The 21,525-nt window shown below is 34.8% G+C and carries 20 protein-coding genes and 1 pseudogene; 8 read left to right on the forward strand and 13 right to left on the reverse strand.

Going from position 1 to position 21,525, the window contains the following annotated elements:
* Positions 1 to 291 (forward strand): DUF4022 family protein, encoded by a 291-nt coding sequence (locus tag AC0IXC_RS24140; RefSeq protein WP_033708800.1) that lies wholly within the window; start codon positions 1 to 3, stop codon positions 289 to 291.
* A 14-nt stretch (positions 292 to 305) separates the two neighbouring features.
* Complete coding sequence (locus tag AC0IXC_RS24145) at positions 306 to 743, forward strand: GNAT family N-acetyltransferase (protein WP_471653492.1); 438 nt, start codon at positions 306 to 308, stop codon at positions 741 to 743.
* Between the two features lie 33 nt (positions 744 to 776).
* Here AC0IXC_RS24145 and AC0IXC_RS24150 read toward each other — a convergent pair whose 3' ends face one another.
* The 3 genes from AC0IXC_RS24150 to AC0IXC_RS24160 form a co-directional block, all read right to left on the reverse strand.
* Positions 777 to 1,211 carry a hypothetical protein gene (locus AC0IXC_RS24150; RefSeq protein WP_016101797.1) on the reverse strand — a complete coding sequence of 145 codons (435 nt, stop codon included), beginning with the start codon at positions 1,209 to 1,211 and terminating at the stop codon, positions 777 to 779.
* A 4-nt stretch (positions 1,212 to 1,215) separates the two neighbouring features.
* Entirely contained in the window at positions 1,216 to 1,416 is a 201-nt protein-coding gene (locus tag AC0IXC_RS24155; protein WP_000301182.1) for a helix-turn-helix transcriptional regulator, read from the reverse strand.
* 139 nt (positions 1,417 to 1,555) lie between these two features.
* The gene (locus AC0IXC_RS24160) at positions 1,556 to 2,848 is read right to left on the reverse strand and encodes an NCS2 family permease (RefSeq protein ID WP_002029772.1); all 1,293 of its coding nucleotides are present in this window, start codon (positions 2,846 to 2,848) and stop codon (positions 1,556 to 1,558) included.
* A 265-nt stretch (positions 2,849 to 3,113) separates the two neighbouring features.
* Between AC0IXC_RS24160 and AC0IXC_RS24165 the strand changes: the two genes are divergently transcribed.
* Together AC0IXC_RS24165 and AC0IXC_RS24170 are read left to right on the forward strand one after the other, a co-directional pair.
* Entirely contained in the window at positions 3,114 to 4,505 is a 1,392-nt protein-coding gene (locus AC0IXC_RS24165; RefSeq protein WP_002029773.1) for an amino acid permease, read from the forward strand.
* Between the two features lie 181 nt (positions 4,506 to 4,686).
* On the forward strand, positions 4,687 to 6,234 hold the full coding sequence (locus AC0IXC_RS24170) for a DNA-binding protein (RefSeq protein ID WP_215590724.1): 1,548 nt from the start codon (positions 4,687 to 4,689) through the stop codon (positions 6,232 to 6,234).
* 40 nt (positions 6,235 to 6,274) lie between these two features.
* Here AC0IXC_RS24170 and AC0IXC_RS24175 read toward each other — a convergent pair whose 3' ends face one another.
* Both AC0IXC_RS24175 and brnQ1 read right to left on the reverse strand, forming a co-directional pair.
* Positions 6,275 to 7,996 carry a DUF2339 domain-containing protein gene (locus AC0IXC_RS24175; protein WP_471653493.1) on the reverse strand — a complete coding sequence of 574 codons (1,722 nt, stop codon included), beginning with the start codon at positions 7,994 to 7,996 and terminating at the stop codon, positions 6,275 to 6,277.
* A 132-nt stretch (positions 7,997 to 8,128) separates the two neighbouring features.
* On the reverse strand, positions 8,129 to 9,430 hold the full coding sequence (gene brnQ1 / locus AC0IXC_RS24180) for a branched-chain amino acid transport system II carrier protein BrnQ1 (RefSeq protein WP_445685348.1): 1,302 nt from the start codon (positions 9,428 to 9,430) through the stop codon (positions 8,129 to 8,131).
* Between the two features lie 253 nt (positions 9,431 to 9,683).
* Between brnQ1 and AC0IXC_RS24185 the strand changes: the two genes are divergently transcribed.
* On the forward strand, positions 9,684 to 11,069 hold the full coding sequence (locus AC0IXC_RS24185) for a peptide MFS transporter (protein WP_002167113.1): 1,386 nt from the start codon (positions 9,684 to 9,686) through the stop codon (positions 11,067 to 11,069).
* A 30-nt stretch (positions 11,070 to 11,099) separates the two neighbouring features.
* Here the strand turns inward: AC0IXC_RS24185 and AC0IXC_RS24190 are convergent, their stop codons facing one another.
* The 5 genes from AC0IXC_RS24190 to AC0IXC_RS24210 form a co-directional block, all read right to left on the reverse strand.
* Complete coding sequence (locus tag AC0IXC_RS24190) at positions 11,100 to 12,221, reverse strand: YHYH domain-containing protein (protein WP_012260322.1); 1,122 nt, start codon at positions 12,219 to 12,221, stop codon at positions 11,100 to 11,102.
* Positions 12,222 to 12,366: 145 nt separating this feature from the next.
* Positions 12,367 to 12,999: a class A sortase gene (locus tag AC0IXC_RS24195; RefSeq protein ID WP_002186970.1), complete on the reverse strand. Its 633-nt coding sequence runs from the start codon at positions 12,997 to 12,999 to the stop codon at positions 12,367 to 12,369.
* Positions 13,000 to 13,115: 116 nt separating this feature from the next.
* A complete protein-coding gene (locus AC0IXC_RS24200) occupies positions 13,116 to 13,589 on the reverse strand; it encodes a DUF2178 domain-containing protein (protein ID WP_002134421.1) in 474 nt (157 codons plus the stop codon).
* Positions 13,582 to 13,809, reverse strand: coding sequence for a helix-turn-helix transcriptional regulator (locus AC0IXC_RS24205; RefSeq protein ID WP_078185072.1), 228 nt, complete (start codon positions 13,807 to 13,809; stop codon positions 13,582 to 13,584). Before AC0IXC_RS24205 ends, AC0IXC_RS24200 begins: the two co-directional genes overlap by 8 nt.
* 103 nt (positions 13,810 to 13,912) lie before the next feature.
* Positions 13,913 to 15,208 carry a 3D domain-containing protein gene (locus AC0IXC_RS24210; protein WP_471653494.1) on the reverse strand — a complete coding sequence of 432 codons (1,296 nt, stop codon included), beginning with the start codon at positions 15,206 to 15,208 and terminating at the stop codon, positions 13,913 to 13,915.
* Positions 15,209 to 15,869: 661 nt separating this feature from the next.
* Between AC0IXC_RS24210 and AC0IXC_RS24215 the strand changes: the two are divergent.
* Both AC0IXC_RS24215 and AC0IXC_RS24220 read left to right on the forward strand, forming a co-directional pair.
* A pseudogene (locus AC0IXC_RS24215) lies at positions 15,870 to 16,373 on the forward strand (methyl-accepting chemotaxis protein); the annotation flags it as partial.
* Positions 16,374 to 16,505: 132 nt separating this feature from the next.
* Complete coding sequence (locus tag AC0IXC_RS24220; protein ID WP_002010553.1) at positions 16,506 to 17,318, forward strand: undecaprenyl-diphosphate phosphatase; 813 nt, start codon at positions 16,506 to 16,508, stop codon at positions 17,316 to 17,318.
* Positions 17,319 to 17,508: 190 nt separating this feature from the next.
* On the opposite strand, the gene AC0IXC_RS24225 is transcribed toward AC0IXC_RS24220, so the two are convergent.
* On the reverse strand, positions 17,509 to 17,712 hold the full coding sequence (locus AC0IXC_RS24225; protein ID WP_002010557.1) for a hypothetical protein: 204 nt from the start codon (positions 17,710 to 17,712) through the stop codon (positions 17,509 to 17,511).
* 171 nt (positions 17,713 to 17,883) lie between these two features.
* Between AC0IXC_RS24225 and AC0IXC_RS24230 the strand changes: the two genes are divergently transcribed.
* Positions 17,884 to 19,038, forward strand: coding sequence for a VanZ family protein (locus AC0IXC_RS24230; RefSeq protein WP_471653495.1), 1,155 nt, complete (start codon positions 17,884 to 17,886; stop codon positions 19,036 to 19,038).
* A gap of 4 nt (positions 19,039 to 19,042) precedes the next feature.
* Here AC0IXC_RS24230 and AC0IXC_RS24235 read toward each other — a convergent pair whose 3' ends face one another.
* Positions 19,043 to 20,356: a D-arabinono-1,4-lactone oxidase gene (locus tag AC0IXC_RS24235; protein WP_193663954.1), complete on the reverse strand. Its 1,314-nt coding sequence runs from the start codon at positions 20,354 to 20,356 to the stop codon at positions 19,043 to 19,045.
* Entirely contained in the window at positions 20,344 to 21,516 is a 1,173-nt protein-coding gene (locus tag AC0IXC_RS24240) for an amino acid deaminase/aldolase (protein ID WP_002140393.1), read from the reverse strand. Before AC0IXC_RS24240 ends, AC0IXC_RS24235 begins: the two co-directional genes overlap by 13 nt.
* Positions 21,517 to 21,525 lie beyond the last annotated feature (9 nt).

Raw genomic sequence — 21,525 nt, forward strand, 5'->3', positions numbered from 1 at the left:
ATGAGGGGCATTTTTTCAATTTCATATGGTAAAATGTTACTATCACATATTATGAGGATGAATCACATTATGTCTATTTCAACTTTAGCTCTCTTATTATTAGCAGAAGTACTCGTCGCCATTATTCTCATCGGTATTAGCATTGAAATTTGTAGTTACGGATGGAAAAAATCGAATAGAATTAAGTACTTTTGTCTCTTAATTTCACTCCTTCTCGGAACAGCTAGCATACTAGGACTTCTCGTTGCACCCGCATATTTCTTCTTACAACTTATAGAAAAAGGCTTATAAGAAAGGATGATATTATGATTACAGTGAAACATATTGATGCATCTGAAACATACTTATTACGTCAAAAGGTTTTGCGCCCCAATCAATCATTAGAAGATTGTAAATACGATTCAGATTACGAAACAGACGCCTTTCATTTAGGTGCATTTTTATATGATGAACTTGTTAGTATCGCCTCTTTCTCTAAAGAAATACATCCTGATTTACAAGCTGGTACCCACTATCGTCTACGAGGAATGGCAACATTACCTAATTTCCGAAACCAGCATGCTGGCAGCTCCTTAATCCGTAAAGCTGAACAAGTCCTCCAAGAACGCGAAGCAAATATTCTATGGTGTAATGCGCGAATTACCGTAGCGGATTATTACAAACGATTAGGCTTCCATGAGCATGGTGAAATCTTCGAGATTGATCCAATAGGACTACATAAAGTAATGTATAATGAAATATAAGAAAAGCTTTCTGCATATTGCAGAAAGCTTTTCTTATATTTCATTTTCACTTTTTATTTTTTTCATATATATGTATATAAACAAACTAGGAATTAAAAAGCAAACAAACATAATAAGTCCTGTTATACTAATTTCCTTTATCGAAATACCTGGTGTTACAATGATACAAATAGCTAACAGTCCAATAACAATCCCTACTGGAATTAATAATAGTTTCATGAAATAACTACGCGATACTCCACCTGTATGCTCATACACTTCCACTGAATTTTTTAAGTTTAAAAAGTTAATAACTATTATCCCGCCCATAAATACCATTAATAAATCCGAAACACTTTCATACCCTGCCCCTTGCAAGACGTAACGGTAAAAAACAATGCCTAGTATGACGACATTTTGTAAGATGAAAGCCAATCTAATATGTTTTAATCCCTCAATCATTAAACGTTCATCTTTCACGATTTTCACCCTATCACTCCTTTTCCTCCCAAAACAAATCATTCAATGTTTTATCTACTGCATAACAAATTTTCAAACATAAATCTAAAGATGGATTGTATTTCCCCTTCTCAATTAAACTAATTGTTTGCCTTGTGACGCCTACTTTTTCTGCTAATTGTTGTTGTGTTAAATCTAACTGAACACGTGCGACTTTTATTTTACTTACAGCCATTCATGTTCCTCCTCTACCTTTATAGTAACATATATATTCCATTAAGTAATTTATATTTTACGTAATTGATTTGTTTTTTTCACTTTATTATACACAAAAAAGGAGCCTCTCATAAGAAGCCCCCTTTCCTATCTCTATACTATAAGAATAAATGACATCCAAATAAAATTGTAAATAAATATAGTAACGGATGTACTTCCATCCCTTTCCCCTTCACAATTTTTAATACTGGATACACTAAAAATCCAATTGCAATTCCATTTGCAATACTAGACGTTAACGGAATACCAACGAAAATTAAAAATGCTGGTAATGCATCTTCAAATTCATTCCAATTAATATCACGAATGCTTTGTGCCATTAAACTACCTACAATAATTAATGAAGGAGCTGTAATAGCAGCTACACTTGATAAAGACGCGATAACAGGACTGAAAAATGCCGTTATAATCGTTAGACCAACAACTACAATACCTGTTAATCCAGTTTTACCACCTGCAGCAATACCAGCTGACGATTCAATCGTTGCTGCTGTTGGGCTTGTTCCGAAGATAGAACCTGTCGTTCCGCCAATCGCATCTGCAATAAACGCTTTGCCAAAACGTTTCTCTGTATTATCTGTAATTAAACCAGCTTGTTTAATTAAACCGAGTAATGCACCTGTCGTATCAAATAAAAGTACAAGTAAAAATGAAAATACAACACCATATAATCCATACTGAATTACATCTGAAAAAGCATTAATTGGATTTGAAACGATAATACCCTCTGGTAAATGAGGCATCGCTACAATTTTATCCTCAAACTTCAGTTGCCCCGTAAAGAAGGCGATAATTCCTGTCACAATCATACTAATAAATAATGCACCACTCACACGTAATACCATTAATACTGCCGCTAAAATTAAACCAATTAAAGTTAAAATAACGGCTGGAGAATGAAAATCACCAATCGTAACTAAGTTAGATGGATGATCCACGATAATTCCAGATAGACGTAATCCAATAAAAGCAATAAATAGTCCAATTCCACCTGCAATTGCATGTTTTAAACTGTCAGGAATTGCGATAATTAGCTTTTGCCTAAATGAAGTGAAAGATAATAAAAGAAAAATGATACCTGTTACAAATACTGCTGAAAACGCAATGACATATGTAATCCCCTCTGCCTGTTGAACAACAGAGTAAGCAAAATATGCATTCATCCCCATAGCTGGAGCAATAACAATTGGATAGTTAGCTAAAAACGCCATACATAGCGTCCCAATAACTGTCGCAATAATAGTTGCCGTAAACGCTTGATCAAATGGTACACCTGCATCAGATAATATTTTCGGATTGATGACAAGAATATACGCAAATGTAAAAAAAGTTGTGATGCCCGCTAAAAGCTCTTGCTTCACAGAAGTGTTATATTTTTGTAATTGAAACATGGCTATGTACCCTTCCTACACCTGAATTATTATCACACATTCTTTTCTTACTAGTATGTGAGAAAATATAATACTTAATCTTAACAATCAATAAAAAGAAGAGTCAATATATTCTCTAATAGTGAGAATTTTAAGTTTAAGTCTGACAAGTTCAGATGTAGTACAGTTCATTTTGATTATTTTTGTAGCATAACAGATAGAAATGTTTTATAATTTGAAATAGTTAAATATTTAGGTAGCTCATTCTACAAGGGGGATTCTTCTTATGCAGCACACAAACAAATCTGGAACTTTAAATCGAGGTTTAAAAGAACGACATATTACTTTAATGTCACTCGGTTCGGCTATTGGCGTTGGGCTATTTTTAGGATCTGCTTCTGCTATTAAACTAGCTGGTCCTTCCATCTTACTAGGTTATATGATCGCTGGACTCGTTATTTTTTTCATTATGCGAGCGCTCGGAGAAATGGCAATTGAACAACCGGTTGCCGGCTCTTTTAGTAAATATGCTAATGATTATATCGGCCCACTTGCTGGCTATATTACTGGTTGGAACTACTGGTTCTTATGGGTTGTTACTTGTATGGCTGAAATTACGGCGGCTGGAATTTACATGCAGTACTGGTTCCCAGATATCCCGCGCTGGACTTGGGCACTACTCGCTCTATTATTAATGAGCGCTTTCAACTTCTTATCAGTAAAAGTATTTGGAGAACTTGAGTTTTGGTTTGCTCTCATTAAAATTGTCACAATTATCTGTATGATAGTGATTGGCTTTGGTATTATTCTATTCGGATTTGGAAATGGCGGCGTTGCAACTGGTATTTCAAATCTTTGGGAACATGGGGGCTGGTTCCCAAATGGCTTCTCTGGATTATTGCTTTCCTTACAAATGGTATTATTCGCTTATTTAGGCGTTGAACTAATTGGTGTTACAGCTGGTGAAGCTCAAAACCCGAAGAAAACACTCGCAAAAGCTATCGATAACGTATTTTGGAGAATCCTAATCTTTTACGTCGGGGCATTATTCGTTATGATGGCAATTTATCCTTGGAACGAATTTGGTGAGAAAGGAAGTCCCTTCGTACTAACGTTCCAGCAAATCGGTATTGCAAAGGCAGCAGGTATTATTAACTTTGTCGTTTTAACAGCGGCTCTTTCATCTTGTAACGGTGGTTTATTTAGTACAGGCCGTATGCTATTTACACTAGCAAAACAAAAGAAAGCACCTGAACGATTTGGGCGTTTAAATAAAAATGGCATTCCAAGTCAAGGTATTGTAGCAACTGCGATTGTTTTACTCGTTGGCGTTATATTAAACTATCTCGTTCCTGCAAAAGTGTTTACATGGCTAACTAGTATTTCAACTTTCGGGGCAATTTGGACTTGGGGTATAATATTAGTCGCTCAAATTAAATTCCGTAAAGGATTGCCAACTGAGAAAAAAGACAAGCTAACGTATAAAATGCCTTTACATCCATTAAGCTCTTACTTCTCACTTGGCTTCCTTGCACTTGTACTAGGTATTATGGCGTATTCAGAAGATACACGAATTGCATTAATCATTGGCCCAATTTGGCTTATCGGCTTAGCTATCGTGTATTACATGAAAGGGTTTCATAAGATTGATGAAACACCTAATTCAAAGATTAGTTAAACAAGCTATCCCTTCCTTATTAATTGGAAGGGATTTTTTATTGTCTATATAAATATTTCTCAACAAAATTCACGGTATTTTTACAATTTTTTAATATTTTTTACGTTTTCTGTCTTTATTTTTTCAGAAAAATAAATTACATTATTAAAGCACATATATTTATTATTAGGGGGGTTCTTCTATGAAGAATAAAAAATGGATTACATTTTCTTTAGCAACAGCAATTACACTTAGTATGGGGAGTTCGTTCATACCGTCTACTTATGCCGAAAGCTCTGTAGACCCAGCTCCTGAAATTGCTGCAAAGGTTGTAAATCAAAACAATGGGAAGAAAGTATTATTTGATAATACGCACGGTCAAACGGCCGGGACAGCTGATTGGGTTATTGATGGCGGTTTTTCTGATTTCGGAAACGGCATTGCCCAAAACGGATATCATGTAAAAGAACTGCGTAAATCAACACCTATTACATACGACGATTTAAAAAATTACAACGTGTTTATCGTTCCAGAGGCAAATATTCCTTACAAAAAATCTGAACAAGACGCAATGTTACAATACGTGAAAAATGGCGGCAGTATTTTCTTCATTGCCGATCATTATAATGCAGATCGTAATAAAAACCGCTGGGACTCCTCAGAAGTGTTCAATGGATATAGACGCGGGGCATGGGATAATCCAGCAAAGGGAATGTCTAATGAAGAAACAACTTCACAAGCTATGCAAGGAGTAGAAAGCTCTGATTGGCTATCCGATAATTTCGGTATTCGCTTCCGTTACAATGCACTTGGTGATGTTTCAGCTAAAAATATTGTCTCACCTGCGCAATCATTCGGAATTACAACTGGCGTTTCATCTGTAGCAATGCATGCCGGCTCTACCCTTGCGATTACAAATCCAAAACTAGCGAAAGGCCTTGTATATCTTCCAGAAAATCCATCAAAATGGAATAACGCTGTTGATAGCGGCGTTTATAACGGTGGTGGCGTTGCCGAGGGGCCTTATGCTGCTATTTCGAAAGTTGGTCTTGGAAAAGCTGCCTTTATTGGTGATTCTTCTCCTGTTGAAGATGCTACACCAAAATATGTTCGCGAAGACTCAGGTCAAACAAAGAAAACTTATGATGGTTATAAAGAAGAAAACGATGCTGTTCTATTAGAAAACATCGTGAATTGGTTAGCGAAACAAGAAACATTTACAAGCTTAGATCAAGTGAGTGGTTTACAGCTTGATGCACCTACAGCTCTACAAACATTTGAACAACCAAGTTTATCAACAGAACCACAACCAGAACCTTGGAGCGCACCAACTCAAGGTTACCAGTGGTTCAATACAAATACTTTCAAACCAGGTTCATACGGCTATAACGGTGCAGTGACAACGAGTGATTACGTAATTACGCACCCTAGCATTCTACCAAACAATGAAGTGTTCCAAATGAAGATTCAAGTAAATAACTTATTACCAAATACAACATACAATAATTATTCGTTAGGTATTTTCACAACTGGCGGAACACAAGTAGCAAAAGTTCAAAATACAAATGGTACTTGGCCATCTTCTTTCGGATATAGCAGTACATTCTCTTTCATAACAAATAACCAAGGATCTGCTGAAAAAATTGTGAACGTACAACTTGATCCAAATACAACTGGACAAGCAACACTTCGCCTAAGACAAAACACAACAGCTAAATATAATGAGGCTGTAACGATTGGTAAGAAGTAAAGTAAAAGAAAAGGCAATCCGTAAAGGGATTGCCTTCTTCTCACTTCTCTTCTTTTGAGAAAAACATTCTTGAAATAACGATACCGATACTGCCAATGATTAAGAATAACACCGCTCTAATCATCATCGACACCTCTGGTAGGTCGAGAAGGAATAACTTCCCTACTGTTACTACTAATACGACTAATCCAGCATATAATATTTCGTTCATCTGTCTATAACGGCCAAACCAAACTGCAAATAAAGCATATACCATCCATAATAATGATACAGATACGCTAATTATACTTCCATCTGTAGAAAGAACTTCACCGATCCTAGTAATTGTAATAAATACAATAACCATTAACGAGTAGAGCGCTATAGAATAAACATATTTACCTAAACTCGCTAACACTTCTTTTGCTTGTATCATGCAATAATAGAACGTTCCTATTAAAATAATATGAGCGACAAACCCTGCTGAAATGAACTCATCAAACGGGCTAAAAATCGTCTGTACCATTCCAATCGCATAAATCGTTGCACCTACATACAACTTAATGTTTTGCTTTACTTTAATAGCAGTAACCATACCGAGGAAACCTTGTAACAATAATACGATCGCTGCATTCACCAAACTATACTCGTATAAAATCGCTAAACTAAATGATCCCATTGCAAAGCCAAATATTAGATTTGAAAATACCGAATGTTTATTCTTCCTATATTCAAGTACAAACATAACAGCATGCACAAATGAACTTATAACTAATCCCCACGTTGTAAATTCAGGAATTTGAGAAATGGTTAAAATAAAGAAAACTGCATTCGCACTAAATATCGCCAATCGTGCTTCTTGTATAAACCTTCTCTCCGAAAACATATGCCAAAATAATAGTAAATGAATTGCACCGTATACAACTGTTAACTGTACTTGCACATTCTCTACTAATATTGACATAACAACAAAGAAGACAAATAGGACAATTGCCGCAACAACATAAGAAATCATATACAAGTACTTATAAAGGTTTCTCAATGCATACCATAATAGGCTAATTGTTAATATCGTCTCATAACTAAAGAAAATATACGTATTAGGAGTCGTACTATTTAACAAGAAAGGAACAAAAAATGCTCCCACCGCCACGAAAATAGCGAGATATTCCGATCTATATCTTTTCGCTAAATAAATCCCTAAAATAACCCATACAATATTACAGATAAACGCAATACTTGCAGGAATAAACTCATATAAATAATGTGCCGCAAACGTTGTTAAAACAATTCCCGTAATACTTCCTCCAGCTAATACTAACCCTAACGCTTGCCGCTCTCTTTTAATTTGTATATCTCCTACGTAATACAAACCGGCAGATAGTACTATACCAAACACAACCCGTATCGCTGGTGTCAATAATCCGGCATCTACCCCTGCTTTGAATAACCAAATAACGCCAAGTAGCATAATACCGACAAATATGCGTGGTAACCACGTTTGACAAAACTTTATAATATTAAATGGTTCTGGTTTAAATGCAGATATATCTACTTGTTTCACCTCTGGCTCTTGCATGGACTTCCTCGTCTTAACTACATCTTCTTGTAACTTTTCATTACTTACCGCTTCAATATATTCTCTCTTTTCCTTATTAACATTTTGTTGAACTTTATCTACTTCTATTTTTCTTTGTTTCGCTTTCAATTCATAAAGTGCCTCTTGCATCGTTTCAATTGCCGTTTCGAGTGCTTCTATTTTCTTATTCAAATCCTCCTTCATACGCTCCCCCTCATCATTCATATAAAACCTATATATTACCAATTACCTTTATCATACTCTTAGTCTATTCATTTTCAATACTATTTTTCCAAAAAAGAAAGGTGTTTTCCGAAATAGGAAAACACCTCTTACTTATTTATTCTTATTTATAGCAATACTAACAATTACACCGAGGCAGACACCTACAAATGCCGGAACGATCCAACCTACACCTTCTGAATAAAACGGAAGCATTTTTAGTAGTGGTGTCCATTTATTCATCAGTACACTTTTGTTTAAAATATCAATCGCACTAAATACCGCTACGAGTCCAATCGTTACCGAATATACGTATACATACTTTCCAATATACTTATGGAATAACCCTAAAATAATAAGCGTTAGTGCAACTGGATAAATAAATCCAAGAATCGGTACCGATACTTTTAAAATTTGCGTTAATCCTAAATTAGCTAAAACCATACTAACAAAACTTAATATAAATGCCCAAACTTTATAAGATACTTTCGGAAATACACTTGTGAAAAATTGACTACAAGACGTAACAAGTCCGATGGAAACGCATAGACAAGCGACAGTAAAAATAAGACCTAATAAAACTAACCCACCTTGTCCAAATAATGTCGTCATAACTTGTGCTAACACTTTCGCACCGTTATCAAATGTACCCAATGAACCACTAATTGAGCCAACATATCCAAGAATGACATAAATAATAGATAATAAAAGCCCTGCTCCAATACCAGCAATACTCATATATTTCGCTAAACCTTTATCATCCGCTACACCCTTTGCACGCAGAGCATTTGCAATAACAATCCCAAATATTAAAGCTGCTAACGCATCCATCGTTAAATATCCATCTAAAAATCCTTGGAACATAGGAGCTTGTCCATAATTTCCTGCAGGCTCTTTCACACTGCCTACTGATGTAAACATACTTTTTATAAATATAATAGCAATCATACATAATAATAAAGGCGTTAACACCTTTCCAAACAAGCCCATTAATTTAGACGGTGATAAACTTAACCAGTAAACAATACTAAAGAAAATAGCCGTGTACAATAACAAAACTACGCTACCCGCTTCTGGGAACAACTGGCCTGGCCCCATTTCAAAAGCTAAACTTCCTGCACGTGGTATACCAAGACCTGGTCCAATAAATAAGTACACAATACACGGAAAAATAATTGCAAATGAAGAATGAACCCTGCCCGCTAACGTTTGAAAACTCCCTGCTTTCGCAATAGCGATAACACCTAATATAGGAAGCCCTGTTGCTGATATAATAAAACCTAACAATGCAATCCATACATGTTCTCCTGCTTCATATCCAAGGAAAGGTGGAAATATAAGATTTCCGGCCCCAAAGAACATAGAGAATAACATAAGACTAATAAGCAAAATTTCTTTTTTCTGTAACAATTTCATTTCTTTCTCCTTCTTCAATTTCATCTTACATGAAATCAATTCCACAAATAAAAAAATGCGGTAATCCGCTTCCTTACAAAGAAAACATAGTCCATAGTCTATCACAAAAGAAACACCCATTCTATAGCTATTTCCCTTTTCAAATTTCTTCTGAAAAATCAACCTTTATTGACTTATAATAGTTAATAAGGTAAAATATTAATCATACAATACTATTAACTTTGTTTTTTGCTTGTGTCAGGAGGAAACTATTATGGAATCAGCGATACAACTAGAAAGAGAACAACAAAGAAAAAAGAAACATCCTCCAGGTTTATACTTACTCTTCTTTACAGAAATGTGGGAAAGATTTAGTTACTATGGATTACGAGGATTATTAACATTATATTTAACAACAGCTTTAGTAAGTGGTGGTCTTGGGTTTAGTCCCGCTTGGGCACTCTCTATTTACGGATTTTATACTGGTGCTTGTTATTTCACACCATTGATCGGTGGATACTTAACGGACCGTTTTCTAGGCAAACGAAAAGCCATCACAATTGGTGGTATAACAATGGCAATCGGTAACCTTACACTATTTGCCTTGCAAAACCAAGTCGGTCTATACCTCGGATTAGCGCTTATTATTATCGGTAATGGATTCTTCAAACCGAATATCTCTACACTTGTTGGAGAATTATACGAAGAAAATGATCCAAAACGTGATAGTGCATTTACAATTTTCTATATGGGTATTAACGTTGGTTCATTTTTAGCTCCACTCGTTTGCGGGTTTTTATCAGAAAATTTATTCAAAACAACAGTAGATGGCGTTGTTCATTTCGGATTCCGTTACGGTTTCTTAGCCGCTTCAATCGGAATGATCATTGGACAAATTTTATTTACAACACTATCAAATCGCTTCCTTGGTGATATCGGTAAAAAACCAACTCGCGATTTGCAAACGGATGCTGGACAACAAACAATAGGAAATACACCGTTAACAAAAAAAGAAAAACAACGTACAACAGTTATCGTCATTTTAACATGCTTCGTTGTCTTCTTCTGGGCTGGATTTGAACAAGCTGGTAGTTCGTTAACATTATATACAAATAAATTCGTTGACCGCTCCGTATTCGGATGGGAAGTTCCAACATCTTGGTTCCAATCGGTCAATCCGTTATTTATTATTTTACTTGCACCAGCTATTTCAGCATTATGGGCGAAACTAGCAACTAGAAAAAATGGTGACATGAAAATCCCAACAAAAATGGGACTTGGTATGATCTTACTCGGTATCGGTTATATTGTTCTTGTTATCGCTACATTAAAAACAGGCAGTGACGAACATAACATTACAGAAAAAGCAAACTTACTATTTATCGTCTTTACGTATCTTTTCCATACGTTAGGTGAGCTATTCTTATCACCTGTCGGGCTATCAATGGTTAGTGCTCTCGCTCCAGTAAAACTAGCCTCTTTATTAATGGGTGTATGGTTAGCAAGCTCAGGTATTGCTAATATTTTAGGCGGACAGCTTGCAAGCTTCACAACTTCACTTGGATATGCTGAAGTATTCACAGTTATTGGCGCTGTGGCGATTGTTTTAGGTTGTGTTTTATTATCAATTTCTAAGAAATTAGTGAAATGGATGGATTAAAAAAAGATGAGGAAAATTCCTCATCTTTTTTTACGCTTTCTTTCCCTTTTCTATTGCTTGTTCATACAAGCCTTTATGTTCTTTATATTCACTTGGCACGAAACTCTTATAGAAGAACGAAAGCCAGCTGTCTCCTTTTTTATATCCTTCTTCTCGAATTTCCGCTGCCTTTTTATTTGATTTAAATCCTTCAGTAAACCATTTCTTTAATGTTTCATTCTTTTCATACTTAGCAGGAACTTTTAAGTCGTAGTTTTCAAATGCATATGTATATCCAGCTTTTTCCGCTGCCTTTTTAGCAGCCTTATATCCCTTTTCATACGCGGTTTCATATACTTTCACATATGTATCCTTTTCAGTATTTCCAGGTTTCTTTTCAGCTAATTCTTTACCAGCCTTTTCACCAAGTTCCGCTTGTTCTTTTTCAATCTTTTCGGTTCTCTCTTTATTACCTACTTGGAAACCTTCTGCAAAGTTCACCTTAAACTCAGGAGTAATTTGACTATCGTCCATTGCTTCTTGTGTTAACCCTTGCTCTTTACCTTTTTCAAAATGTGCTTTTTTCTGTTCTTCTAAAGACCATGCCGCAGCATACGCAGTTGTAAATGCTTGTTTATATGCGTCTGACTTTCCAGCTACATGTCCTTCTGCATTATTCTTTCCTGCTTTAAAATCTGTCTCTCCACTTTTTTGACCTTCAAGCTGCCCTTTTTCCATGTCAGCTTGACGCTGGGCTTCCTCTTGCTTACGTGCCTCTTCTGCTTTTCTTTGCTCTTCGGCTACACGTTGTCTCTCTTCTTCAGCTTTGCGTTGTTCTTCTGCAGCACGCTGTCTCTCTTCCTCTGCTTTACGCTGTGCTTCTGCAGCACGTTGTTTTTCAGCCTCAGCATTGCGCTGCGCTTCTGCTTGTCTTTCAGCTTCTACAGCACCATTATTATTTTGACTAGGCGCAGGGCTTGTTGTTCCACCGCTAGAAGCTGGTTTATTGTGATAATGATATTCCCCGTACTGCAATCCCCATTTTTCACAATTTGTACGACACGTATGTCCACCATTAGCATCTGTACGTCCTGGATGTGCATAAGCAGAAATTGGCGCTACCAATAACGCTACACTTGTTGTTAAAAGAAGTCTTTTTACTTGCTGTTTCACTTTTGTTCCTCCCAAAATCTAGAATCATTACCTTATTATATAAGAATAGAAAAATATTTAAATACCAACTAAAATATTCTTTTATTTCTCAACATTGGATAAAAAAAGAAGGTTCACTCTTTAAAGAGTGAACCTTCTTTTTTCTTTATTTCTTAGCCTTTGTTCCTACTAAATCACCCGTAATAACAAAACGCTTAGAATTATCCTTAACAGATACACATGTAATAAGTGTTATCTCATCTTTCCCATGATCCTCTACAACTTCCCATTTATCAGGAGTCACTTCAGATACACCGGTAACAGTATACTCATACTCATTTGCATTGTCATACAAATAAATTTTATCGTTCTTCTTTAAAGTTGATACATCACTAAATAAAACACCTTTTTTTGACATATTATGCCCTGCAAGTGCATAATTCCCTTGTCCCATTACTTGATTTTCTCTTACAGTTGCCGCACCCGATAATAAATTCTTTTCAGTCGACGCTTTTAAAACAGGAAGTTCTAATGAGATGCTCGGAATTGAAATACGACCGATTACTTGTTTTTTATCTAACGATGCACTCGCTACTTCTGCCAAGTCTGGTTGATTAATTTTTGAAGCATCTACAAATTCTGTATCATGCTTTTCATATTCCATCTTTTGAACAGCTTGTACATTCGCTGTCTGCTTCTTCTCTGCATTATATCCATCATAAAATGGCTTTCCGATTAATACACCACCTACAACAAATAGAAGGATTGCTACTATACTATAAATTCTTTGCTTATTCATATACAATTCCTTTCCGTTACAAAATCTTACTCTATATAAAATGATAAGACAATATTGCTATATGTACAAGTGTAAGCTAAAAAAGAAACCTTCTTGCATCAGCAAGAAGGTTTTTTTTAGACTAATTTATTTCTGTACAGGGATACGTAAAAGACTGTCATTTGAATAAAAAGCATAAAAAATAAAATATATAATGGATATCCAGGAATATATAAATTAGCTACAGGAGAAAGTGTTAAAAATCCAATAGCAATAACTATTCCATACCAAAATGAAATAAATGTTGTCCGGCATGCCTTTTGTGTAATTGCTTTTTCCCGCTCGTCTTCTTGTGGAAATAATAACGGGTACATCCAATAAGAAAGAGCTTTATGTTTCTTCTTTTGAACTTTATAAAAAATCGTCGTTATAATAGCTACAATTGTTAACAATCCTAATGGCATCATGTTGATTGTTACTTCAAACGGTAATTTCTCAGTTTCAATAATATTTGCCAGCTCTATCCAAGCATAATAGAGCTCAATAAACGCCCAAAAAGCTATCACAAATCTCAGTACATTTAAGATATAAGAAACCCCAATTCTATTCATCCTCTTCCCCCTCCTTATTTAAAACAAATACATCTTCCATCTTTAACTCGAATACATCACAAATCGTCAATGCTAGTAATAATGAAGGAACGTAATCCCCTTTTTCAATTGCAGCGATCGTTTGTCTCGTCACCCCAACCTTTTCTGCTAATACACTTTGCGTAAAATTAAAGCGAGCTCTTAATTCCTTCACCTTATTGCAAATGGTCAAATTTACCACCTCTTACCATCATTGTATGCTGTCCTTAACAAAATGTAAACTCAACTTAACATTATTTTTACAAAAAAATCCAACTTTACGTTTTGTAAAGTTGGATTACGTTTTAGTTTAAAATTGTAACTTTAACATTTTTTCTGCCCCAATTACTAGACGAGGCTTTATCCGGCATTAAAACATCGATTTTGTGACCTTTAATCGCGCCACCAGTATCTGCTGCAATTGCAATTCCATAGCCTTCAACATTTACAGTAGATCCTAATGGAATAACAGATGGATCCACCGCAATTAATTTCATTCCTGGGTTTGCAGTTAAGTTATAAGGCTTACCACCCGGTCCCCATGCAGAATATACTTGTTGACCTGCTGCATAACCATTTTCAGATGGATCTGCTGTATAAGCTGTTGCGTGTACATACATTTCTTTTCCGCCAGCAGTTACTTTAGGCTGTTCAGGCTCTACTTTCGAACTATTATTAGCAACTGGTTCAGCTGGTTTATTAGCAACTGGTTCAGCTGGTTTATTAGCTTTTTCTTGCTTTTGCTTTTCAGCAAATTCCGCTTGCGCTTTCGCTAAAGCTTCTTGCTCAGCCTTTGCAGCTGCTTCAGCTTTTGCGCGCTCTTCTGCTGCAATTCTTGCTGCTTCTTGTTCACGAGCAATTGTTTCTTGTACTGCTTTCATATTTGCTTCAACTTTTGCTTTCTCTTCCGCTGCTAAATTAAGTTGGCTTGCAATCTGATTATATTTAGCTTGAACTGTTTGTAAGTTATCTTGACGTTTTTTCAAGTTATCTTGCAAATCCGCTTGTGCTTTTGCTAATTTTTGCTTATCTACTACTAAAGATGCTTCTTTTTCATCAATCTCTTTTTTATCTTCTTCAATTTGACGAAGATCTTGTTCTTGTAGACGTAAAATTTCTTTATCTGCTTCTAGAATAGTAGTAACTGCGTTCATACGTTGTATGAAATCTGCAAAGTTTTTTGATTCTACAACAACTTCTACTACTAAACTCGTATTTGAGCTATTTTGAACAGAAACCATACGTTTTTTCATAATATCCTTACGAGCAAGGACTTTATCTTCTAAAACGATAATGTCTGCTTTTTTTTGTTCAATCTGCTTATGTGTTTCATCGATTTTACGTTGAATAGCAGCTTGATCCTCTTTATTTTTTGCAATTGTATTATTTAAATTATGTAGTTCGTTTTCGATACCTTGAATTTCTTTACTAACAGCTTGCTTCTCTTGCTCTTTCTTCTGCATATCTGCATCGTTTTGCTGCAATTGCTGTTGCATGTTGTTAAGTTTCTCGTCGTTTGACTCTGCTTTTACAGCGACTGTACTAGAAAGAACGATAATTCCTGCTAATACTAGACTACTGATTCGCTTAAAATAGTTCATAATCCGACTCCCTTCTTATACAGTTATACATGATTTATTTTACAGTTTGTTTACAGAACCATTAAATACAGTTTATTTTTCATGACAAAAAAAGAGAATTGTGAACAAAATGTAATAGATTCTTAAATATTTAACAATTCCTATATTTAAAAATTATAAAAGATGCTAAAATCCAAATATAGAGAAATTAAAAATCCTAAAGGCGGTTGAATTAAATAAAATGTTTACTCAAAAGAAATCACTCCAACATAAAATTGATCAACTAGAAACTCATATACATGAACTAGAAGCAGAATTAAAACAAAAAGATGTGGAAAAACAAGAAATTATATCTTCTATCCATAATCGTGTAAAAAGCGTTATGCAAGAGCACGAACTTGTAAATAGCCAACATCATTCACTCCAAAACTTAATTCAACAATTGAACGCATGCTTTGAAAATGTTTCTACGCGTACTACACATTCCAACGAATTAAATAACGAAATGCTACAAAAAGAGCAAAACTTAATTCAATCTATTGAGGAAATTATCGATTGCTCTAATGAAGGAAAAGAATCCGTTCATCGCTTACTCATTGTAATTAATAGATTAGGTGAACAATCTCAACGTACTTCTAATAGTATGAATCATTTAAGCGAACGCTCTAAAGAAATTGAACAAATTGTAGAAGTGATTCAAAACATTGCAGCACAAACAAATTTACTAGCGTTGAATGCAAGTATTGAAGCTGCACGTGCTGGAGAACACGGTAAAGGATTTGCTGTTGTTGCTAATGAAGTAAGAAAACTAGCTGAAAGTACAGCTGAAAGTACAAAAAACATCGGTAACTTAACGAAAAAAATTCAAGAAGAAATTGAAAAAGCATACGATAACACAAAAGATAATTTGCATTTAGTTGATGAAGGTGTAGAAATGAGTGCCGATACAAACGCTAGAATTGAAAACATTTTAATTATGATTCAAACGTTACAAAGCGGTGCTACAAATGTTATTAAAGCTATCGAAAACCAAAAATCTTGTAATGATGATATATTACGTGAATTCGCTAATACACAACAAATGTTCCAAAAGTTAAATACTACTATTATGAATCATATTCATGATGCTGAGAAAGTCGATGTTCAATTAACGAAAAGTCTTGAAGAAACAGTAGTTTCTCATTAATAATAAAAATCCCTTATACTGTTATAAGGGATTTTTATTATATTTTGAATATTTATTTCTTCTCAATATTCATCCGTATTCTTGTTATAATGGACAAGTTGTTTCTTTCGACTAATAAACAAGGAGGTTATTATGGAACAATTTTATTACATTTTAAAATATTTAATTCTTGGTCTATTCCAAGGACTAACAGAACCAATTCCAATTTCTTCAAGCGGTCACCTCGTTTTAGCACAGCATTTGCTAGGACTAAAAATAGAAGGGTTTAGCTTTGAGCTACTTGTTAATTCAGCTTCATTATTAGCTGTATTACTTATTTATAGAAATGACTTAATTCGTCTAACAAAGAATGGTCTATCTTATATATTCACAAGAGCAGAAGATGCAAAATCAGATTTCTTCTTTATTATTTACCTTGTTATTGCAACCATTCCAGCAGGTGTAATTGGAGTTTTATTTAAAGATTATATCGACCACTATTTAAAAGGTGTTAAAATGGTTGGGATTTCCCTTCTTATTACTGCTATCGGCCTTTGGATTATTCGAAACTTGCGTGGACGTAAAAATGATGGCGACCTTTCTATGAAAGATGCAATCATTATTGGTCTAGCACAAGCTTGTGCACTAATTCCTGGTATAAGCAGATCAGGTGCTACAATCGTGGCAGCAATGTTACTTGGTATGAAGCAAGAAACAGCTCTTCGCTTCTCATTCTTACTATACATTCCTGTTAGCTTAGGTGGTTTATTGTTAAGTATTACAGACATTGCAAACGATCCAAATTTAGATACATTATTTGTACCTTATATTGTTGCTTTCATCGCAACATTTGTCATGACATATATTTCATTAAAATGGTTTATGAACATTATGGCAAAAGGAAATTTAAAATACTTCTCTTTCTACTGTATTATCGTAGGTGTGCTAACTATCATTTTCTTATAAAATGAAACTTTAATCAGGGGGTTTTGTTCATCCCCCCTGATTATTAGCCCTCACCAATCGGGCTTTTACGGGCAGCAGGGCTCCCACCTAACTTCTTTGCTCCACCTGAATTTTGAGGTGGGAGTTTTACTTCCCACAAATAGCGGGATAAAAAACCACTTACTGCCCTCATACAGTAAGTGGTTTTTCCTTATGCATAAACTTTCTTTTCCTGACAATACAAGCGAATAACATGTGTATTTTTTTGAAATAAATCATGTGTTAAGCGAATAATAATAAAATTTCGTTTTGTATTATCATCATGAACAAAAATCTGTTCCCCCTCTTGAAAACGCCATGTGCTTTCAAAAGTTGTAATATGATCCCCGCTTACCGAAAAAAGCTCATATTGCATATCATGTACCCTCTTTCAACTTGTATAATCATAATATCTTTATATTAAACTTATTATAACTTAATCTATTTTAAATTTGTAATTTTTTCTATTTCAAGCTATTTCAACTTTGTTTTACATTCTTTTAAGCGCTATAATGATAAACGAAATTTCATTGAAAGGAGCTTCATTTTGACTGCATATTTATTTCCAGTAAAAACAGCTTTTATTTTATTTCCTATTTTAGCAATGTTTCTATTAATTCCTTTTTTAATATTTAATTATCGAAAATACGGTTATTTAAATAAATGGCGCTCATTTATTTTATACTCATTATTACTTTACTTATTAAATGCCTATTTTCTTGTTATTTTGCCGTTACCACAAACGTATGATACTTGTAGCCTACAACCCGCTAATACACAGCATATGCAACTCTCACCATTTTATTTCATACAAGAGATTAGTAATCATACATCGGCAATTTTAACGAAACCTACTACTTATTTCTTGTTATTAAAAGAATCTGCATTTTTACAAGTTGCTTTTAACGTTCTATTAACCGTTCCATTCGGTATTTACTTACGTTATTATTTCCGACGTAGTCTCTTCCAAACAGTGTGCATTTCTTTTTGCCTTTCACTGTTCTTTGAATTAACACAAGTAACTGGATTATATGGTATTTATAATTGTGCATATCGCTTATTCGATATCGACGATCTGTTTTTAAACACACTAGGCGGCGTAATCGGTTTTATCATTGCACCAATATTTACGTACTTCCTGCCAAAAACAAGCGAATTAGATAGTCATATTGATTTGGAAACGAAACCAGTCGGATTCGTTCGTCGTCTCATCGCTATGCAAATTGATTGGATCTTCTTATCTATCGTTGTACCTTTCATTAAAAACAAAGGAAACTCACTATTTATTTCTAACATCCAATCTTATACAAATGTATACGAACTCCTTTTCATCGCATGTTCAATCTTAATTTACTTTATTATCATCCCATACTTTACAAATGGAAGAACAATAGGGAAAGCGTTGCTTCGTATTTACATTAAAGGACAAGCAGAGCGTATTACACTAAAAGAATTATTCATTCGTTACGGTATATTCTATTTCATTTTAGGTGGAATCAATTACATTCTTTCTAGTAGCTCTATTTTAAATCATACAGAGCCTTTAGTATTACTAGTTATACTGTTATTCCAATTTGTAATTAACGGGCTATTTATTATTCATGTTTTATTACATGTATTTAGCAGTGATAAATTACTATTTTACGAGCGTATTAGTCATACAAGAAATGCAATTACACTTAAAAAAGCTGACAAATACTAATTTGTCAGCTTTTTTTCATAATCGTAAATAACTTTTCTGTATAAGGGCTTAAAAATATTCCTGTTTCATCTAGTGACTTCCTCACTTTTAGAAACGAATGCAATTCTGGATATATATTTTGCAATTTTTCGTACGTTAACGTATGCATTTTCCCCCAATGTGGGCGCCCTTCATACTTTAGAAAAATTTTCTCCACTTCACCAAAATAAGCGGCATACTTCATACCTTTATACATATGAACAGCTATATACGCTGAATCTCTTCCATATGCTGGACTGAGCCATATATCATCACCTCTCACGTAGCGGCATTCAATCGGGAAGTGCACCTTATACTTTTTCTTTTCAATAAGATTTGAAATTTCTTCTACAACAGCCCTCATATACTTTGAAGGGACACTGTACTCCATTTCATAAAATGGAACTGTACGTGATGTAGCGAATACTTCATAGCTTGGTCCAATTATTTTCGTGTTCGGTACAGCCTTAGCTGATAATCGGCTTACTCCTTTACTTATAGAAGGAAACCATTTACACCCTTTAGATAATAAAGAGAACATCCTATTTTCAAGTAACTCCACCTTTAGTTTATGCCATTTCAAATCACTTTCTTTACTCGTTGTTTCGTTTGTAAATTTCACTTGCACTTCATCTGAATAAGGAAAAACGAAAAATTCAAAATGACGATTCTTCTTATATTCTTCTAGTTTGTTCATTACAGTAGACAATGATTGTTTTTCACTTTCATAAACAAGCGAATACGCTGGGATAACCTTCAATTTTATCTTTACAATGATACCTAGCATTCCAAGCGACAACTGAAATGCTTTCCAATATTCGGCGTTCTCGGTTTCTGAACAAACTATACTCTCACCTGTTGATAAAACTGCCGTGATCTCTATAACTTGTGTTGATAAACTCCCAAATGTAACACCCGTCCCATGAGTCCCCGTACTAATCGCTCCTGCAATAGATTGTGAATCAATATCTCCTAAATTTTCTTGCGCATAACCTTTTTCCTGAAGTAACTTCCCTAAATCATGTAACTTTGTTCCCGCCCATACTTCGGCAACCATCTTCTCTGCATCAATATTCACAATGCCCTTCAATTCATCTAAAGAAACTAAAATTTCTTCCGTTTGCACAAGAGGTGTAAACGAATGACCTGAACCGACAACACGAATTTTCTTTCCTTTTTTTCGTGCAAGCCCCACAACTTCTACTACATCTTGTATACTTTTTGGATACATCGTATAATGCGGCGTTCCTTCTACATTCCCTGTCCAATTTCTCCATTTTTGTCCCTTTATAGAAAGCATTGTCCATCCCCCCGATATGTTGAATACTCTCCAACAATTTCCCCTTGTTTAATGCGATATAAAATAGGAAAACGCTCACATAACTCCCCAGCTTTACTATGGCGAAACAAGATAGAATCTCCTATATCCACTCGTTCCTCGCCGTTATAAAAAATTGGTGTTTGCACTTCACCAGCACCTTCTAAAGCTAATAGTTTTGCACCATGCGGCATCCAAACCTCAGGCTCTTTATCTTTACCAACTGCACCTGAGGCAATATATCCGCCACCTAGGCAAGTATAAATAAAAGGATCCGGTTTACGTACAACTGGTAAAGCAAATCCGGCAGCTGGCTGAAATTTCACTTCTTTATAATAGTCAAACAGTTTAGGAGAGTAAAAGGCGGATCCTACAGTAATCTCTGAAACTGAGTTATCTTGCTCAGTTGTTTTTATACTTCCTGTTCCTCCCCCATTTACAAATCTTAGTTCAATACCAAGGTTTTGTATTTCTTTTACGATACGTTCTCTTCTTTCTTTAACCTCTAACACTGATTTCTTCTTTAAATACGAAACAGCTTTACTTTTCATCCATTGATTCGGTATATGATCCCCCACCCCGGCAATTTGAGCTTCATATCCCATTACACCATCTAGTATTAAATATGATGAGCCCTTCACCTTTTCTACTATTTTCAAAGCGCTCTGCACATCTTTTACCGGGGATCTTTTTACACCAAAATGAAATTTCAAAAAACGACTACTCATATCAATATCCAAACAAACGCGAAAACACCCTTTAGACTTCTCAGCAATCTTTTCTAAATAAGTAATATGGTCTTCACAATCTACCATACAAGTTATAATGTGCCCTTGCTTTGTTAGCAAACTAATTTCATGTAAAGCTCTTTCATCATAAACAGGATATCCGAGCAATAAATCATTAAACCCTTGTTCAATTAAAAACAAAGCTTCTCTAGGAGAAAAACACATAATACCTTGAAACCGATTATTTGCAGCTAAAATCTTTTTCATAACTGGAACAGAGCGTAATGATTTACTCGCTATACGAATTTTCTTATCTCCACTTAACTCTATAATTGATTGAATATTCCTCTCTAAAGCCACTTCATCTAAAAATGCACACGGTAATGGAACTTCCTTAAAAATTCCTCTATCCACATTTTTCTC

The sequence above is a fragment of the Bacillus sp. AC266 genome, from assembly GCF_979253805.1.

Coding starts and splice junctions, on each gene's coding strand:
- AC0IXC_RS24210 (WP_471653494.1), bottom strand. CDS start 15,208: ATGAACTATTTTAAGCGAATCAGTAGTCTAGTATTAGCAGGAATTATC.
- AC0IXC_RS24200 (WP_002134421.1), bottom strand. CDS start 13,589: ATGAATAGAATTGGGGTTTCTTATATCTTAAATGTACTGAGATTTGTG.
- AC0IXC_RS24235 (WP_193663954.1), bottom strand. CDS start 20,356: ATGCTTTCTATAAAGGGACAAAAATGGAGAAATTGGACAGGGAATGTA.
- AC0IXC_RS24145 (WP_471653492.1), top strand. CDS start 306: ATGATTACAGTGAAACATATTGATGCATCTGAAACATACTTATTACGT.
- AC0IXC_RS24155 (WP_000301182.1), bottom strand. CDS start 1,416: ATGGCTGTAAGTAAAATAAAAGTCGCACGTGTTCAGTTAGATTTAACA.
- AC0IXC_RS24140 (WP_033708800.1), top strand. CDS start 1: ATGAGGGGCATTTTTTCAATTTCATATGGTAAAATGTTACTATCACAT.
- brnQ1 (WP_445685348.1), bottom strand. CDS start 9,430: ATGAAATTGTTACAGAAAAAAGAAATTTTGCTTATTAGTCTTATGTTA.
- AC0IXC_RS24170 (WP_215590724.1), top strand. CDS start 4,687: ATGAAGAATAAAAAATGGATTACATTTTCTTTAGCAACAGCAATTACA.
- AC0IXC_RS24220 (WP_002010553.1), top strand. CDS start 16,506: ATGGAACAATTTTATTACATTTTAAAATATTTAATTCTTGGTCTATTC.
- AC0IXC_RS24160 (WP_002029772.1), bottom strand. CDS start 2,848: ATGTTTCAATTACAAAAATATAACACTTCTGTGAAGCAAGAGCTTTTA.
- AC0IXC_RS24185 (WP_002167113.1), top strand. CDS start 9,684: ATGGAATCAGCGATACAACTAGAAAGAGAACAACAAAGAAAAAAGAAA.
- AC0IXC_RS24175 (WP_471653493.1), bottom strand. CDS start 7,996: ATGAAGGAGGATTTGAATAAGAAAATAGAAGCACTCGAAACGGCAATT.
- AC0IXC_RS24165 (WP_002029773.1), top strand. CDS start 3,114: ATGCAGCACACAAACAAATCTGGAACTTTAAATCGAGGTTTAAAAGAA.
- AC0IXC_RS24225 (WP_002010557.1), bottom strand. CDS start 17,712: ATGCAATATGAGCTTTTTTCGGTAAGCGGGGATCATATTACAACTTTT.
- AC0IXC_RS24195 (WP_002186970.1), bottom strand. CDS start 12,999: ATGAATAAGCAAAGAATTTATAGTATAGTAGCAATCCTTCTATTTGTT.